The organism is Brevibacterium sp. JSBI002 (assembly GCF_026013965.1).
Lineage (GTDB): Bacteria > Actinomycetota > Actinomycetes > Actinomycetales > Brevibacteriaceae > Brevibacterium.
This window is the reverse complement of sequence record NZ_CP110341.1, coordinates 153281-168057: the sequence shown is the minus strand read 5'-3', so window position 1 is coordinate 168057 and position 14777 is coordinate 153281. Positions and strand designations below refer to the sequence as shown.

The following is a 14777-nucleotide window of genomic DNA, read 5'->3' as shown; positions in this document are numbered from 1 at the left end:
CTTTCCCGGTCCCATCAGCTGGTCAAAGAAAATCCACCATATGGAACATTGGTGTCGGCCTTCGACACACCCCCACAGGCCCAGCCGCCGAAAAACGGGCGGAGCGTCGAGAAACGGGTGTCCGCGCCCGTTTCTCGACGCTCCGTGCGTTTTTCGATGAGCTTCGGCAGCGACTGCCGCCTCGGCTCACCCCTTGAGGCGAGTCATCTCCGGGTCGAAGAGCGGCTCGGCGGAGACTGTGGCCGGCAGGCGACGTCCGAGGTATTCGATCTCGACAGCATCACCGACCGACAGAGTGTTCGGCAGCCAGGCGTAGGCGATCGACTTCCCGATGGTGTATCCGTATGCCGCCGAAGTGACGTAGCCGTCGGCAACTCCCGAACCGACCGATCCGTCCGACTTCGCCGAGGCGTTCGCGCCGTCCGCGACCCCCGACCCGCCGACCACGTACACCGGCTCTTTGCCGAGCACCACGTCAGAAGGCACGTCGAGGGTGAGGCAGGTCAGCTTCGTCGTCGCGGCTGCGGCCCTCGACTCCAGCGCGGCCTTGCCGGTGAAATCGTCGGTCTTCGAGGCCTTCACGGCGAAGCCGAGTCCGGCCTGAACCGGTTCGTGTTCGCTGGTCATATCGGTGCCGAAGGATCGGAACCCCTTCTCAAGTCGCATCGAGTTGAAGGCTTCGCGGCCTCCGGCGATGATGCCGAATTCCTCACCGGCTTCCCACAGCACGTCCCACAGTCGCGACCCGAGATCGGCCGAGGTGTAGATCTCCCAGCCGAGTTCGCCGACATAGGACAGGCGCATCGCCGTGACCGGCACTCCCCCGAGCACCGCGGGCTTCGTGCGGAAGTACTTGAGTCCGGCGTCGCTGAAGTCCTCATCGGTGACCTTGGCGATGACGTCCCGGGCCAGCGGGCCCCACAGTCCGATGCAGCAGGTTCCCGGCGTCGTCTCGCGCACGGTGACCCACTTGGACGGGTCGGCGGCAGACTGGTGCCTGGCCGCCCGTGAGATGGCCGCGAGGTCGATGTTCGAGTTCGCTCCCACCTGGTAGGTCTCCTCGTCGAGGATCGCGACCGTGATGTCGCTCGTGATGCCGCCGGCTTCGTCGAGCAGCAGCGTGTAGCTGACCGCTCCCGGTTTGCGCAGCATCGACGAGGTGGTCATCCCGTGCAGCAGTTCGCCCGCTCCGGGGCCGGTGACCTCGAAGCGCTTGAGCTGGGTCATGTCGAACATCGCCACCGAGGTGCGCGTCTTCCACGCTTCGGCTGCGGCGATGGGCGAGTGGAACTGATCCGCCCAGGCGTCCCGTTCCGGTGCCGCCCACTCGGACGGCATCTCCGACAGCAGAGCGGCGTTCGCGTCGAACCAGTGCGGCCGCTCCCAGCCGGAGGTCTCGAGGAAGAACGCACCGAGCTCCTCCTGCTGCCTGCGGAACGGGCTCGACCGCAGGTCTCGCGGGGAGACCCGTGGCTGCAGGGGGTGGATGATGTCGTAGATCTCGACGAAGTTCTGCTGCGAGGTTTCGCTGACGTAGTCGACGTTCGTCTGCACGTCTTCGAAGCGGTTGAGGTCGATTCCTGACAGGTCGGTCTTCGACCGTCCTTCGGCGATGAGCTCGGCCACAGCGCGGGCGATGCCGGCGCCATGGGTCACCCACACCGCCTCGGCGACGAAGAATCCGTCGACCTGTCGGGACTGTCCGACCAGCGAACCACCGTCAGGGGTGAACGAGAAGATGCCATTGAAGCCGCGCTGGATCTGAGTCTGAGCGAGTTCGGGCAGCAGTGTCTTCGTCGCCTCCCATTCGGGGGCGAAGTCGTCCGGGGTGAACTCGAGGCTCGAGGGCATCCGTTCGCTGGTGATCTCGTCGGGTGAGTAGGTCTGCAGCGTGTCGAGGTCGACGGGCATCGGCCGGTGTGCGTAGGAGCCGATGCCGATCCGCTCACCCCATTCGCGGTAGTACAGGTCCTTGTCCTGGTAGCGCAGGATCGGAGCCTGTGCCCCCGCCGGCAACTCGTTCTTCCCGATGAGTGAGGGCACCTCGGTGGTCCAGGCGAACTGGTGTCCCAAGGGCAGCAGCGGGATCGGGGTGCCGACCATCTCACCGATCTTCGGTCCCCAGAACCCGGCGCAGGAGACGACGATATCGGCGGGGATACGGTCCTCACCGGCGATGACGGCGCTGACGCGACCGCCTGTGGTCTCGACATCGGTCACCGTGGTCCGGTCGCGGAATTCGACTCCCGCGGCACGGGCGCGGTCGATGACGAGCTGCGTGCCCTTCGCGGCCAGGGCGAGTCCGTCGCCGGGGGTGAGCAGTCCGCCGTGGACCATGTCCCGGTTGAGCATGGGGAAGAGCTTCGCGCACTCGTCGGCGTCGATGACGTCGGCTTCGACCCCGTAGGACCGGTTCCATCCGGCTCGGCGGTGCAGATCCTGCAGCCGATCCTCGGTGGTGGCGATCTCGAGTCCGCCGACGGGCAGGAATGAGCCTCGCCCATCGGGCCCGGTCAGCGAGGTGAGCTTCTCGATCGTGTACTGCGCGAATTCGGTCATCGACTTCGACGCGTTCGAGGAGAAGACGAGTCCCGGTGCGTGCGAGGTCGAGCCGCCCGGGATGTTCAGCGGGCCCTGTTCGATGACGAGGGTGTTGGTCCAGCCCAGCTGCGCGAGTTCGTCGGCGAGGTTGGCGCCGACGATGCCGGCTCCGATGATGACGACTCGTGGTGATGAGATCGGCACTGAGTACTCCTTGTTATTGACGGTGGTAGAGGCAGTTGTCGCAGCAGACGCCGGAGCGGAGCTCAGTCGTCCAATGCGGAGTATTTGGTTTCCGGTGCCCAGAAGAGCGAAGCGATGAACCCGACCAGAGGGAAGATCGCCGCAATGAGCAGGGTGCTCGAGACACCGAGGTGTTCGAGCGTGACCGGGAACAGATAGGTCGCTCCGGCCGCACCGACTCGGCTGAATGCCGCGGCGTAGCCGACGCCGGTGCTGCGGAACCGGGTGGTGAACATCTCCGGCGGATAGACGTACTGGATGCTGTTCGACGCCGTGATGATGAGGACGAAAGCGCCGAAGACGATGAGCACGACCAATGACGGCAGCTCAGTCCAGCCGCCGAGGAAGACGAGCAGGACCTCCATGAGCGCGAAGGTCCAATTGACGAACGTGCGTCGGGGCAGCAGCCACAGCAGCCACAATCCCACACCGGCACCGAGGAGCTGGAGCCCGTTCATAAGCAGATCCGTGGAGAATCCGCTGTTGAGTCCGAGGTCTTCGAGCACCGGCACGATGAACGTGAAGATCGCGAACAGCGGACCGACCTGGCAGAACCAGAACAGTCCGGAGTAGATCACCGTGCGAACGTCGTTCTCGCGGAAGAAGTCACGCAGGCGGGTCTTGACGACCTCGGTCGGCGCCGGAGGCAGTCCGTACTGCGGGCCATAGTGGGCGGAGACGATCGCCTGCGCCTCGGTCGTGCGTCCCTGTGCCTGCAGCCACCTCGGCGATTCGGGCAGGGCCATGCGCAGGATGAGCACGACCAGGGCCGGCACTGCGCTGCTGGCCAGGAGCATCCGCCACGAATCCGCGTCCCAGACGTGGGCGACGACGAACGCCGAGATGAACCCGATGAACCAGAACGCCGCGATCGACCCGAGCAGGACGCTGCGGTGGCGGCGCGGGGTGAACTCGGCGAGCAATGCGGTGCCGACCGCGTATTCGACGCCGATGAGCAGGCCGAGCATCAGCCGCATGGCCACGAGATCCCATGTGCCGACGACGAAGAGCTGGGCCAGCGAGACGACGACGAAGCCGACGAGGTTCCAGAAGAACACCCGCTTGCGTCCGTAGCGGTCGGCGATCCGTCCGAAGAACAGACCGGAGACGAAGATGCCGATGAGCGCACTCGCCGCAATCAGCCCCTGCCCCAACGCCGACAGCCCCACCTCCGCGGCCGCCGGAGCGACGGCACCGCCGATGACGCCGAGGATGTAGCCGTCGATGAAGATCCCACCGAAGGCCGCAATCGCGACGAGGAGCACGAGCCGGTTGAGCGGGGCCTCATCGATCGAGATCCGCCCGGCATCGGTCTGCTGCGCGAGAGCATCACGACGGACCGGCTCGATGCCGTCGATGTCCTTCTGCTGTGTCATGTGGTCTCCTTCGACTCACTGAACGAATAGGGTGGTCAGCGCCCGGTTCAGGCGTCGATGACGAGGTCGGTCTTCACCGTCGAGCAGCACGGCAGGAACTTCCCGGCGTCGATCTCGCGGGCGCGGATGCCGCCCAGATGGTTCATCTCGACGTCGCCGTCGAGTTTGACGACCTTGCAGGATCCGCACATGCCCTCCTGACAGTTCGCGGGGATCTTCACCCCCGCCTTCCGCGCGGCTTGGAGGACCGTTTCGTCCTCCCCGACGCAGACGTTGAGGCCGGTGCGCACGAACGACATCGTGTGCTCACCCTGCCCCACAGTCGGCAGTGCGGCCGGGTCGACGACGGCGATTTCGTCATCGTCGCCCGATTCCCCCGCCGAGGCGGCCGCCCCATCCCCAGCCGGGACCGTGGACCCAGCGTCGGACGCTGAATCAGGCCCCGCCTCGGCCAGGTTCTCATCAGTGACGCCGACGACCTCGATCTCGACCTCGGCGTCGACGGGCACGACCGCCTCGGCGTCGACTGCTTCGGTCGGTGCGCCGACGGCCTCGACCGGTCCGTCGGCGTCGTACTCGGGTTCGTACATGTCGAGCGCGGCCGGCTGGGACTCGAAGTACTCCTCGGTCGTCGCCGCGATCTCCTCGGCGATCTCGCCGGCGATGGCGACTTCCTCGGCGTATTCGGCACGGATCTCACGGTCTCCGGAGAAGAACTCCATGAACACTGAGGTGTCGTCGACGCCGACGGTGCGCAGCAGTTCGGTCGCGGAGTTGAGGTACCCCTCCGGGCCGCAGGCGAAGACCTGCCGACCGTTGGCGTCGGGGACGAGTTCGTCGAGCAGCGACGTCGACAGGCGTCCCGTGCGTCCCTCCCATTCGTCGCCGCATTCCCGATCGCCGAGGCAGTAGATGACCTTGATCCGGAAATCCACGTTCGCGAGGAAGTCGAGCTCCTCGGAGAAGGCAAAGGAGTCGGGTGCGGCTCCGTGGTAGAGGAGGACGACATCGGCCTGGCCGGGCAGGGAGTGGACGGTGCGGATCATCGACATCAGTGGGGTGATCCCGGCTCCGGCCGCGAGCAGCAGGAACCGTGCTCGCCGGTCGTAATCTGCGAGGTGGAAGGCGCCGACCGGGCCGAGCATGTCGAGGACGGTGCCGGGGCGGAGGTGGTCATGCGCCCAGGGCGACACCTTTCCCTTGGGGTCGCGTTTGATCGTGATCGAGAACGTCCACGGCTCGGTCGGCGCCGAGGAGATCGAATAGCTGCGCGAGACCGGTTCGGCATTCGGTCCGTCGATGGGGAAGTCGATGTTGATGTACTGCCCAGATCGGAACGCCAGGGGCGCCCCGTCCATGCGACGGAAGACGAAGACCATCATCCCTCCCGCCTCGGGGATGGTCTCCACGCATTCGGCGGCGAATTCCTGCGGGTGCCATGGCCCCAGGGCTGTGGCGGCTCCGGCCGGCTCCGAGGCGCTCGAGAGCACGCGGTTCCACGGCATCTCCAGTCCGCGCACCCGCTGGGCCAGCGGCAGCGCGGGCACAGCGGAGGACCTCATCCGACGTGCTCCCGCATCCGCTGCACGTACCAGTTGATGAAGGCTTCGACCTGATACTCGCTCTTCATATACGGTCCCTGCTCGTAGAACGGGCTCGCCGCTCCCTGCTGGCAGAGTTCGACGAAGGCCTTGTCCTGCAGGTTCGTCTGCTTCCACGTGTGCGTGAGGGTTTCAAGGTCATAGTCGACGCCTTCGACGGCGTCGTCGGCGACGAGCCAGGTGGTGCGCACGAGGGTCTTCGAGGCACTGATCGGGAATGCCGCGAAGGTGATGACGTGATCGCCGAGGAGGTGGAACCAGGAGTTCGGCTGCAGATGCATCGAGCAGCGGCCGAGGCGGAAGTCCGGGAGGTCGCCGAGCAGCTTCTTCGACAGCCGGCGCCCGTCTGCCGAGAAGGACTCCCCCGCTCCGTCGAGCGATTCGCGGGAGATGCGGATGCCGCCGACGCGGGTGTCGAGTTCTTCGACGACCTCATAGGGCAGGCCGTAGCGGCGGCAGCGGTATTCGAGGGAGGCCTGCGCCTGCTGGTTGCGGTCCCAGACGTCTTCGAGGTGGGGTGGGATCGTCTCGTCGGTCAGGCCCCAGGTCGGGAACAGCGAGCACGCGAGCTCCGGGTGGCCGTCGCAGTGGTAGCACTCGCGGTTGTTCTCCATCACGAGCTTCCAGTTGCCCTCTTCGACGATGTTCTGCTGATAGGCGACCTTCGTCTTCGCCAGCTCATGAGGGGCGATGTAGGGCTCGAAGATCTTCGCGGTCTCGTGGAAATCCGTCGGCGGCTCTTCGGCCAGGCAGATGAACACGAGTCCGGCGGCGATCTTCCCGTGCGCGCGCTTGAGCGCGTAGCAGGACTTGTCGAAGGTCATCTCCCCCGGCGCCGAGGCGTGGATGAGGTCGCCCTCGGGAGAGTACGTCCACGAGTGGTAGCCGCAGACGAGGTTGCCCGTCGTTCCCTGCGGATCGGTGAGGACTCGTGCCCCGCGGTGCCGGCAGACGTTGTGGAGGACGTTGACGCCGCCGTCATCATTGTGCAGGACGATGAGGGAGTACGGGCCGTAGTCGAGCGTGACGTAGTCACCCGGCTCGGGGATCTCGGCGACGCTGCACGCGAAGACCCAGTGCTGACCGAAGATGGCCTGCATGTCGAGATTGAAGAGGCTCGGGTCCGTGTAGAACGGAGCTTCGAGCGAGAAGCCTGTCCGGCGCGTGTCGAGTCGGATGCGGGTCTCGTCGAGCTTCTCCTCGGTGAACCCCGCGGGGAAGCCCTTCTTCGTCGGTGCCAGGTTGGTAGCTGTCAATGCTCATCTCCCTTGATGTCTGCCGGCAGCGGCCCACCGGTGGAAGGGGCGAAATCCTCGGCGGAGACCGCGGAGACCGTGTGCTGCCGGAACGATCTCGACAGTCACACTAGCGATGAACACTCTGCAGGAAAAGCGCGAGATTTCGTTACATACTGTGCGGATTATCTGCATAATGATGAGCATGATCGATCCGCGCCTGACGACGCTGCGCACCTTCGCCGCCTGCGGCACCATCGCCGCCACCGCCGAGCTCACGGGCTACTCCGCGTCGGCAGTCTCCGGCCAGCTCAGAGAGCTGCAGCAGTCCTTGGGCATGACGCTGCTCGTCAAGGACGGCCGAGGCCTGCGATTGACGTCGACCGGCCGCTATCTCGTCCGTCGGTCCGACGAGCTGACCGCCGTATGGGAGGACATCCGGGCCGGAGCGCTTGGGGCAGGCGACCAGGCACCGACGCATTTCGGAATCGGCGGATTCTCGACCGCCTCGTCGAACCTGCTGGCACCGTTGGCGGCCAAGCTGCGCACGACTCGTCCCGGGGTCAGCGTCCATGTCATCGAAGCGAGTCCGACCCGCTGTTTCGAACTCCTCATCTCCGAGCGCATCGACCTCGCCGTCATCGTCTCGATGCAGGGCAATGTCCAGGTCGAGGAGGACGATCGATTCGAGAGCATCGACCTCCTCGACGACCCGCTCGACGTCATGGTGCCCTCCGATCACCCGGTTGCAGGTCGGGAGTCGGTGACGCTGAGCGAACTCGCGGGAGAGGAGTGGATCACAGCAGGCCCGGGATCGCCCTATCACTCACTTTTCATCGCTGCCTTCACGGCGGCGGGAGTGACGCCATCGGTGGCACACGAGTCGGCCGAGTGGGAGACCTCGGCAGCCTTGGTCGGGGCAGGCATCGGAGTCAGCCTGCTGCCGCGACTCGCGAGTCTCGCCGGCGAAGACAACGTCAGCCGCGTTCGCCTGACAGGCTCCGGCCGACTGAGCCGAAAGATCATCGCCGCCATGCGGGCAGGCAGTCGCAGGTCCCCGCTGATCAGAGATTCCCTTCAACATCTGCGCACAACCTCCCAGTACATCCTCTCCACCCGCCTGCGCGAGGACTCCTGAAACGGCACCTCCGCCCGGCCACCGACACGGGGGCTTGACAGAGCTCTCTCACGACGGCGAGACTGCATCTAAGTCTGATGTCAGACTGATATGTCAGAGCTGTCGACGGGCTCCCGTTCGTCGCACTCGCATGTCGAACTCCCGCGTTTCACACACATGGAGGCTCAACGATGAGCAATAAGGCAATCAGCTATGCAGGTCCCGGAAAGGTCGAGGTCATCGACACCGAGTACCCGGAATTCGTTCTCAAGGACGGGCCTGGAGTAAATCCCGCCAATATCGGCCGCAGGGTCGATCACGGTGTCATCCTCAAGACGGTGGCGACGAACATCTGCGGCTCCGACCAGCACATGGTCCGGGGCCGTACGACTGCCCCGGAGGGTCTAGTGCTCGGACACGAGATCACCGGTGAGGTCGTCGAGGTGGGCCGAGACGTCGAATTCGTCAAGGTCGGCGATCTCGTGTCGGTGCCGTTCAACATCTCGTGCGGTCGCTGCCGCAACTGCCAGGAAGGCAAGACCGGCATCTGCCTCAACGTCAATCCCGATCGTCCGGGCTCGGCCTATGGCTATGTCGATATGGGCGGCTGGGTCGGCGGTCAGGCCGAGTACGTGCTCGTGCCCTATGCCGACTGGAACGTCCTGAAGTTCCCGGACAAGGATCAGGCGATGGAGAAGATCCTCGACCTCACGATGCTCTCCGACATCTTCCCCACCGGTTTCCACGGTGCCGTCAGCGCCGGCGTCGGGGTGGGTTCGACGGTCTACGTCGCCGGTGCGGGCCCGGTCGGAATCGCCGCGGCCACCTCGGCGCTTCTGCTCGGTGCGGCCTGCGTCATCGTCGGCGATCTCAACGAGGATCGACTGGCTCAGGCCCGCGGATTCGGGTGCGAGACGGTCGACGTGTCCAAGGGTGACCCGAAGGACCAGATCGAGCAGATCCTCGGCGAGCCCGAGGTCGACTGCGGAATCGACGCCGTCGGCTTCGAGGCGCGCGGACACGGCAAGGACGCCAGCCACGAGGCGCCGGCAACAGTGCTCAACTCGCTCATGGACATCACCCGAGCCGGCGGCAGCCTCGGCATCCCCGGCCTCTATGTCACCGGCGATCCGGGCGCGCCCGATGAGGCGGCGAAGGAAGGGTCGCTGTCGATGCGCTTCGGCCTCGGATTCGCGAAGTCGCATGTGTTCGTGACCGGTCAGTGCCCGGTGATGAAGTACAACCGGGGGCTGATGCGGGCGATCCTGCACGACAAGGTCTCGATCGCGAAGAACGTCAATGCGACCCCGATCCGCCTCGAGGATGCCCCGCAGGGCTACGCCGAATTCGACTCCGGTGTCGCGAAGAAGTTCGTCCTCGACCCGCACGGCCTCATCTCCGCCTGAGGCTCTCAGACCTCACGCTGAGCCCGAGCTTCTCATGGCCGAAAGCCGGGTGAAGCGGTGAGAAGTGGTCGCAATCGGATACTTCCAGGATCTCCTGAGTATCCGATTGCGACCACTGTTTTGTGTCACCGGGGTCCCCGCCGCCCAACTTGTCCCCTGCGGGTGGATCCACCGCGATTCTCTCTGGATTTTCGCGGTGGATCCACCCGCAGGAGACATTCTGCTTTGTGCCAGAAGTGTCAGCCCCGCTCCTCATCTTCCAGCCGCGCAAACGCCAGGTGGGCGAGCGCTGCGGCCTGATCGCCGAGCAGTCCGTCGTCGAAGACCACCCTGGGCGAGTGGTTCGTCTCGGCGTCCGGGTCGATGCCCTCGGGTGTTGCGCCGAGGAACACGAATGTGCCCGGCACTTTCTGCAAGACGAATGAGAAGTCCTCGGACCCCATCCGCGGATGCTCCATCTCGACGACCCGCTCGGACCCGAATTCTGAGCCCAGTCGCTCGAGCACGACCGTCGACTCGGCGGGGTTATTGACGGTCACGGGGAATCCCACTTGGAAGTCCACCTCGGCGGTGCAGCGATGCGCCCGGGCGATGTTCTCGGCGATCTCGGTCACCCGCTCCTGCAGCAGGGCAACAGATTCGGCGGAGAGGAAACGGATGGAAGCGGTGAGCTTCGCCGAGTCCGGGATGACGTTGCTGGCCTGCGCGGCTTCGAGCTGAGTGACCGAGACGACGACGGGGTCGAAGATGTCGAAGGACCGACCGGTCATCGTGTTCAGGGCCAGCACCACCTCGGCGAGCGCCGGCACGGGGTCGCGGGTCGCCTGCGGTTGGCTGCTGTGTCCGCCCGCCCCGTGGATGGTCAGGTTGAGGTCGGCGAAGCCAGCCATGAGCGGCCCGCCCTTCGTCGTGAAGCGACCTCGAACGTCGGCTTCGACGTGGATGCCGTAGGCCGCGACGACCGGGACACCGGCGGCTTCGAGCACCCCCTCGGCGATCATCGGCTCGGCCCCGCCTTCGACCTCCTCGGCGGGTTGGAACATGAAGATGATCGATCCGGGGATCTCCTCGCGGTGAGCGGCGAGCAAGCGTGCGGCGCCGACAAGCCCCGCCGTGTGCAGGTCGTGGCCGCAGGCGTGCATGTTCCCATTCGTCGACGCGAAGTCGAGGCCGGTGTCCTCGACGACCGGCAGCGCGTCCATGTCTCCACGCAGCAGGACTGCGGGCCCGGGTTTCCCGCCCTTGAGGACGGCCACCACCGAGGTGAGCGACTCCCCCGTGGTGATCTCAAGTCCCAGCCCGGCGAGCTCATCGAGCACCGTCTGCTGCGTGAAGGGAAGGTCGAATCCCAGTTCGGGGTTCGCGTGCAGCTTGCGTCGCAGGGAAATGAGATCGCCGAGGTGGCCCTGAGCTTCGGTGCGGAAATCTGGGGTGGTCATGGGGCTCCTCATCGTGTGGGTGGCGTGCGGTTCGGTTCGACCGGTTCCGGTCGGCTGCTGTTACCAATCTATGCCCTCCGGTGGTCAACGCACCCTTGTTGCCGGTCTACACGGGCAAGTAGTGTTGATTACCCACGTCACTCAACGGGGAGACCGAGCGTGCGCATCATCATCACTCAGAACATCACCTTGGACGGTCGAGTCGAGATGCTCGACGAATGGTTCGACCCACAAGCCCAGGTCATCGTCACCGGCAGCATCACCCTGGCTCATGAACTCATCGCAGAGGGACTCGTCGATGAGTATCGGATGTTCACCTATCCGGTATGGCAGGGTCGCGGACGCGGTTACTTCCACGACGGAGCGCACTCGGCCAGACCGCCGCGCCTCAAGCTCATCGATGCGAAGTCCTTCCCGAGCGGCATCACCTACTCGGCCTACGAGCCGAGCGCCTGACCGAGGTCACTCCCACGCAACCTCAGGGCCGGACTGACGGCGATCCTCACGCCGTGCCGAACATGACTTTCCGGCCGTCGGGGTCCTCGACCGTGACGACGACATCGTCGACCGCCACGAGCGGGGTGCCCGCGTTCTTGACCCGTTCGAGGAACTCCGCCTGATTCGGAATCCGGAAGTACAGGTGCGTGAGATTCGACTCGGCCACGGGTGGGAACGCATAGTCGGCGAACGTCTCGGCCGAGTGCAGAGCCACCTGCACTCCCCCGGCCTCGACGACGAAGTAGGAGTATTCCTCATCGCCCTCGGTCGTCAGCGGCAACCCTGCGATCTCGCGATAGAAGGCGGCGGTCGCCTCGGCGTCGGTGCAGGTGAGGAACACCCCGCGAAACGTCGATTCCATGGCCAACTCCCTTCGCTGCGGATAGCGCGGACCGTGCTCCGTGCGATTCCGGTAGCCGCAGTGTACCCGCCGAGGCGGCCGACCGTCAGTGCCCCAACGACGAATCCGAGACGAACAGAAAACATTCGGGGCCTCCCCGATCCTGGCTACCGCAATCGTCCTTGCCAAGCGACGCACATACTCCACACATTCTTCGGGGAGTCGGCCCTGTTAGCCTGGCAGGCTTAAACCGATGAGCAGGAGTGAATGTGCGAACGAACCGGTGGCTGCTGGGCCTGGCCATGTCCGTCTCCGTGGTGGCGTTGGCCGCCTGCGGAAGTGAAGGCGACGAAGCAAAGCCGAAGGAGTCCTCGGCCGCGGCCGAACAGTCCCCCGGCGCCGACTCCGCTCAGGACCAACAGGGACAGCAGGGCAAACCGAATACGAAGGACATTCCGAAGGTCGTCGCCGAGGTCAACGGCGAGAAGATCCTCAAGGACGACTTCGTTCCACTCTTCGAAACCCAATATCAGCAGATGCAGATGCAGGCTCAGCAGTCCGGCCAGCCGGTCGATGAGAAGGGCCTGAAGAAGCAGACGGTCGAGAACCTTGTGAGCACCGAAGTGCTCGTCCAGGAAGCCGACAAGCGCAAGATCGACGTCTCGGACAAGGACATCGACAAGGGGCTCAAGGAATCCGCGAAATCGGGACAGATGAGCGAGAAGGACTTCCTCAATGCCATGAAGGACCAGGGCATGGACGAGGAGAACGTCCGCTCGGAGCTGAAGAACCAGCTGAAGATCGAGGGCCTCGTCGAGGACGAATACGGTGAGTTCGAGGTCAGCGGCGAAGAGATCGGGCAGGCCTACGAACAGGCGAAGTCCCAGCAGGAGCAGATGGCGCAGCAGGGCGGCCAGGGCCAGCAGGAGATGCCGCCGATCGAGGACATGCGTCCCCAGCTCAAGGAACAGGTCAAGAACCAGAAGTCTCAGGAAGCGACGCAGAAATTCGCGAAGAAGCTGCGTAAGCAGGCCGACGTCACGATCCGCCTCTGAGCTCCGAGAGCCACGGACGACATCCCGCTTGGCAAGAAATTGCCGCCTTTTCTCAAGAAAATGCTGAGTGTTCCTCGCATTTCTCTTGTGTGGAACTTACTCTGAGGTGGACTCTCCGGTCGGTCACCTGACCGCCGGCCGCACCTGCCGTCCGCTGACCGGTGTCGACGGTGACACGAGTTCCACTGCAGAAAAGGACTTCCCGTGGCTTCCATTCTCACGCGCTCGGCGATCGTCGCGCCGAAGAACTTCAACCGGTGGCTGATCCCACCGGCCGCTCTGGCCATCCACCTGTGCATCGGCCAGGTCTACGCATTCAGCGTCTTCAAGATCCCGTTCATGTCCCACTTCGACTCCGGTGAGGTCGCGATCGGCTGGATCTTCTCGATCGCGATCCTCATGCTCGGCATCTCCTCGGCCGTCTTCGGCCCCTGGGTGGAGAAGAACGGCCCCCGCGCCTCGATGGTCGCGGCCGGAACCTGTTGGGTCGTCGGCTTCTTCATCGCCTCGCTCGGCATCATGACCGGGCAGCTGTGGCTGGTCTAACTCGGCTACGGAGTCATCGGCGGCATCGGTCTGGGCATCGGCTACATCTCCCCGGTCTCGACCCTGATGAAATGGTTCCCGGATCGTCCGGGCCTGGCCACGGGACTGGCCATCATGGGCTTCGGCGGCGGTGCCCTCATCGCCAGCCCGATGTCGAACCAGCTCATGGCCCTCTTCGGCGGCGGCTCCGACCCGGAACACCTCGTCGCCGGTCTGACGCCGACCTTCGTCACCCTCGGCATCGTCTATGCCGTGGTCATCGCCGCCGGCGCCTTCGTCATCCGCGTCCCCCACCCCGAATGGACCCCGAAGGGCTTCGACCCCTCGAAGGTCAAGGCGAAGCCGATGCAGACGAAGGGCAACGTCTCGGTCCGCAATGCCATCCGCACACCTCAGTTCTGGCTGCTGTGGGCCGTCCTGTTCCTCAACGTCACCGCGGGCATCGGCATCCTCGAGAACGCCGCCCCGATGATCCAGTCCTACTTCGGCATCACCGCGGCCGCAGCGGCCGGCTTCGTCGGTCTGCTCTCGATCGGCAATATGGGCGGCCGATTCATCTGGTCGACGACCTCGGACTACCTGGGTCGGAAGAACAACTACATGATGTACCTCGGCGTCGGAGCGATCCTCTACCTCGTCGTCGCGCTGTTCGGCGGCGGTTCGATCTTCCTCTTCGTGCTGGCCACCCTCATCATCATCTCCTTCTACGGCGGCGGCTTCGCCACGATCCCCGCCTACCTCAAGGACCTCTTCGGCGTCTACCAGGTCGGAGCCATCCACGGTGCCCTGCTCACCGCCTGGTCGGCGGCCGGTGTGGCCGGTCCGCTCATCGTCAACTCAGTCGTCGAGGCCGGCGAGGCGGCAGGGAAGGAAGGCCCCGAGCTCTACACTCCGGGAATGTTCATCATGGTCGGTGCGCTGGTCATCGGCTTCATCGCCAATGTGCTCGTCCGCCCGGTCAGCGAGAAATACTTCGAACGTGAAGAGGACGTCGCCGCCAAGCAGGCCGCCGCCCTCGAAGAGAACTGAAGAAAGGGTCAGATCATGAACGATTCCACCCCCGTAGCCCACGTCCCCGACTCCGGATCGCCTCAGTCCCCCGTCGGCGGCGCCTATAAGGCCGTCGGCTCTGTCCTCACCGTTGTCGTGGTCGGCGGCCTCCTCTGGGGCCTGTCCCTGACCGTGGTCAAGGCCGTCGCGATCTTCACCGGCTGAGACTCCCTCAGACAGGATCCCCGCCAAGGCGGTTCCCCACCGTCACATCGCCGAGGCTGCCCTGCCGCAGCCGTCACCCCGCCGATCCCCGCGGAGCTTAAGTTCAGCTCCGCGGGGATCGGCGCATTCATGCCCCGGTCCGGACTCCCAGCTCTCGCCTGACGA

General features: G+C 65.0%; 11 protein-coding genes and 1 pseudogene. 6 read left to right on the top strand and 6 right to left on the bottom strand.

What is annotated here, in order from left to right:
- Nucleotides 1–186: 186 nt before the first annotated feature.
- The 4 genes from LJ362_RS00725 to LJ362_RS00710 all read right to left on the bottom strand — a co-directional run bounded on the left by LJ362_RS00725 (nt 187) and on the right by LJ362_RS00710 (nt 6939).
- Complete coding sequence (locus LJ362_RS00725) at nt 187–2745, bottom strand: GcvT family protein (RefSeq protein WP_264800273.1); 2559 nt, start codon at nt 2743–2745, stop codon at nt 187–189.
- Nucleotides 2746–2807: 62 nt separating this feature from the next.
- A complete protein-coding gene (locus LJ362_RS00720; protein ID WP_264800272.1) occupies nt 2808–4160 on the bottom strand; it encodes an MFS transporter in 1353 nt (450 codons plus the stop codon).
- A gap of 47 nt (nt 4161–4207) precedes the next feature.
- Complete coding sequence (locus LJ362_RS00715; RefSeq protein ID WP_264800271.1) at nt 4208–5722, bottom strand: flavin reductase family protein; 1515 nt, start codon at nt 5720–5722, stop codon at nt 4208–4210.
- Nucleotides 5719–6939, bottom strand: a complete 1221-nt coding sequence (locus LJ362_RS00710) for an aromatic ring-hydroxylating oxygenase subunit alpha (protein ID WP_264801880.1) — start codon at nt 6937–6939, stop codon at nt 5719–5721. Before LJ362_RS00710 ends, LJ362_RS00715 begins: the two co-directional genes overlap by 4 nt.
- 262 nt (nt 6940–7201) lie before the next feature.
- Here LJ362_RS00710 and LJ362_RS00705 point away from each other — a divergent pair, with 262 nt between their 5' ends.
- Entirely contained in the window at nt 7202–8134 is a 933-nt protein-coding gene (locus LJ362_RS00705) for a LysR family transcriptional regulator (protein ID WP_264800270.1), read from the top strand.
- Between the two features lie 170 nt (nt 8135–8304).
- Entirely contained in the window at nt 8305–9519 is a 1215-nt protein-coding gene (gene fdhA / locus LJ362_RS00700; protein ID WP_264800269.1) for a formaldehyde dehydrogenase, glutathione-independent, read from the top strand.
- 239 nt (nt 9520–9758) lie between these two features.
- Here fdhA and LJ362_RS00695 read toward each other — a convergent pair whose 3' ends face one another.
- Nucleotides 9759–10958 (bottom strand): M20 metallopeptidase family protein, encoded by a 1200-nt coding sequence (locus LJ362_RS00695; RefSeq protein ID WP_264800268.1) that lies wholly within the window; start codon nt 10956–10958, stop codon nt 9759–9761.
- 159 nt (nt 10959–11117) lie between these two features.
- On the opposite strand from LJ362_RS00695, the gene LJ362_RS00690 reads away from it, so the two are divergent.
- Nucleotides 11118–11414: a dihydrofolate reductase family protein gene (locus LJ362_RS00690; protein ID WP_264800267.1), complete on the top strand. Its 297-nt coding sequence runs from the start codon at nt 11118–11120 to the stop codon at nt 11412–11414.
- Nucleotides 11415–11460: 46 nt separating this feature from the next.
- Here the strand turns inward: LJ362_RS00690 and LJ362_RS00685 are convergent, their stop codons facing one another.
- Nucleotides 11461–11817, bottom strand: coding sequence for a VOC family protein (locus LJ362_RS00685; RefSeq protein ID WP_264800266.1), 357 nt, complete (start codon nt 11815–11817; stop codon nt 11461–11463).
- Nucleotides 11818–12065: 248 nt separating this feature from the next.
- Between LJ362_RS00685 and LJ362_RS00680 the strand changes: the two genes are divergently transcribed.
- From LJ362_RS00680 to LJ362_RS00670, 3 genes and pseudogenes are all read left to right on the top strand, one after another.
- Nucleotides 12066–12851 carry a SurA N-terminal domain-containing protein gene (locus tag LJ362_RS00680; RefSeq protein WP_264800265.1) on the top strand — a complete coding sequence of 262 codons (786 nt, stop codon included), beginning with the start codon at nt 12066–12068 and terminating at the stop codon, nt 12849–12851.
- 204 nt (nt 12852–13055) lie between these two features.
- Nucleotides 13056–14426, top strand: a pseudogene (locus LJ362_RS00675) (OFA family MFS transporter).
- Between the two features lie 15 nt (nt 14427–14441).
- Nucleotides 14442–14612: a hypothetical protein gene (locus LJ362_RS00670; RefSeq protein WP_172172908.1), complete on the top strand. Its 171-nt coding sequence runs from the start codon at nt 14442–14444 to the stop codon at nt 14610–14612.
- The last annotated feature ends 165 nt before the right edge of the window (nt 14613–14777 follow it).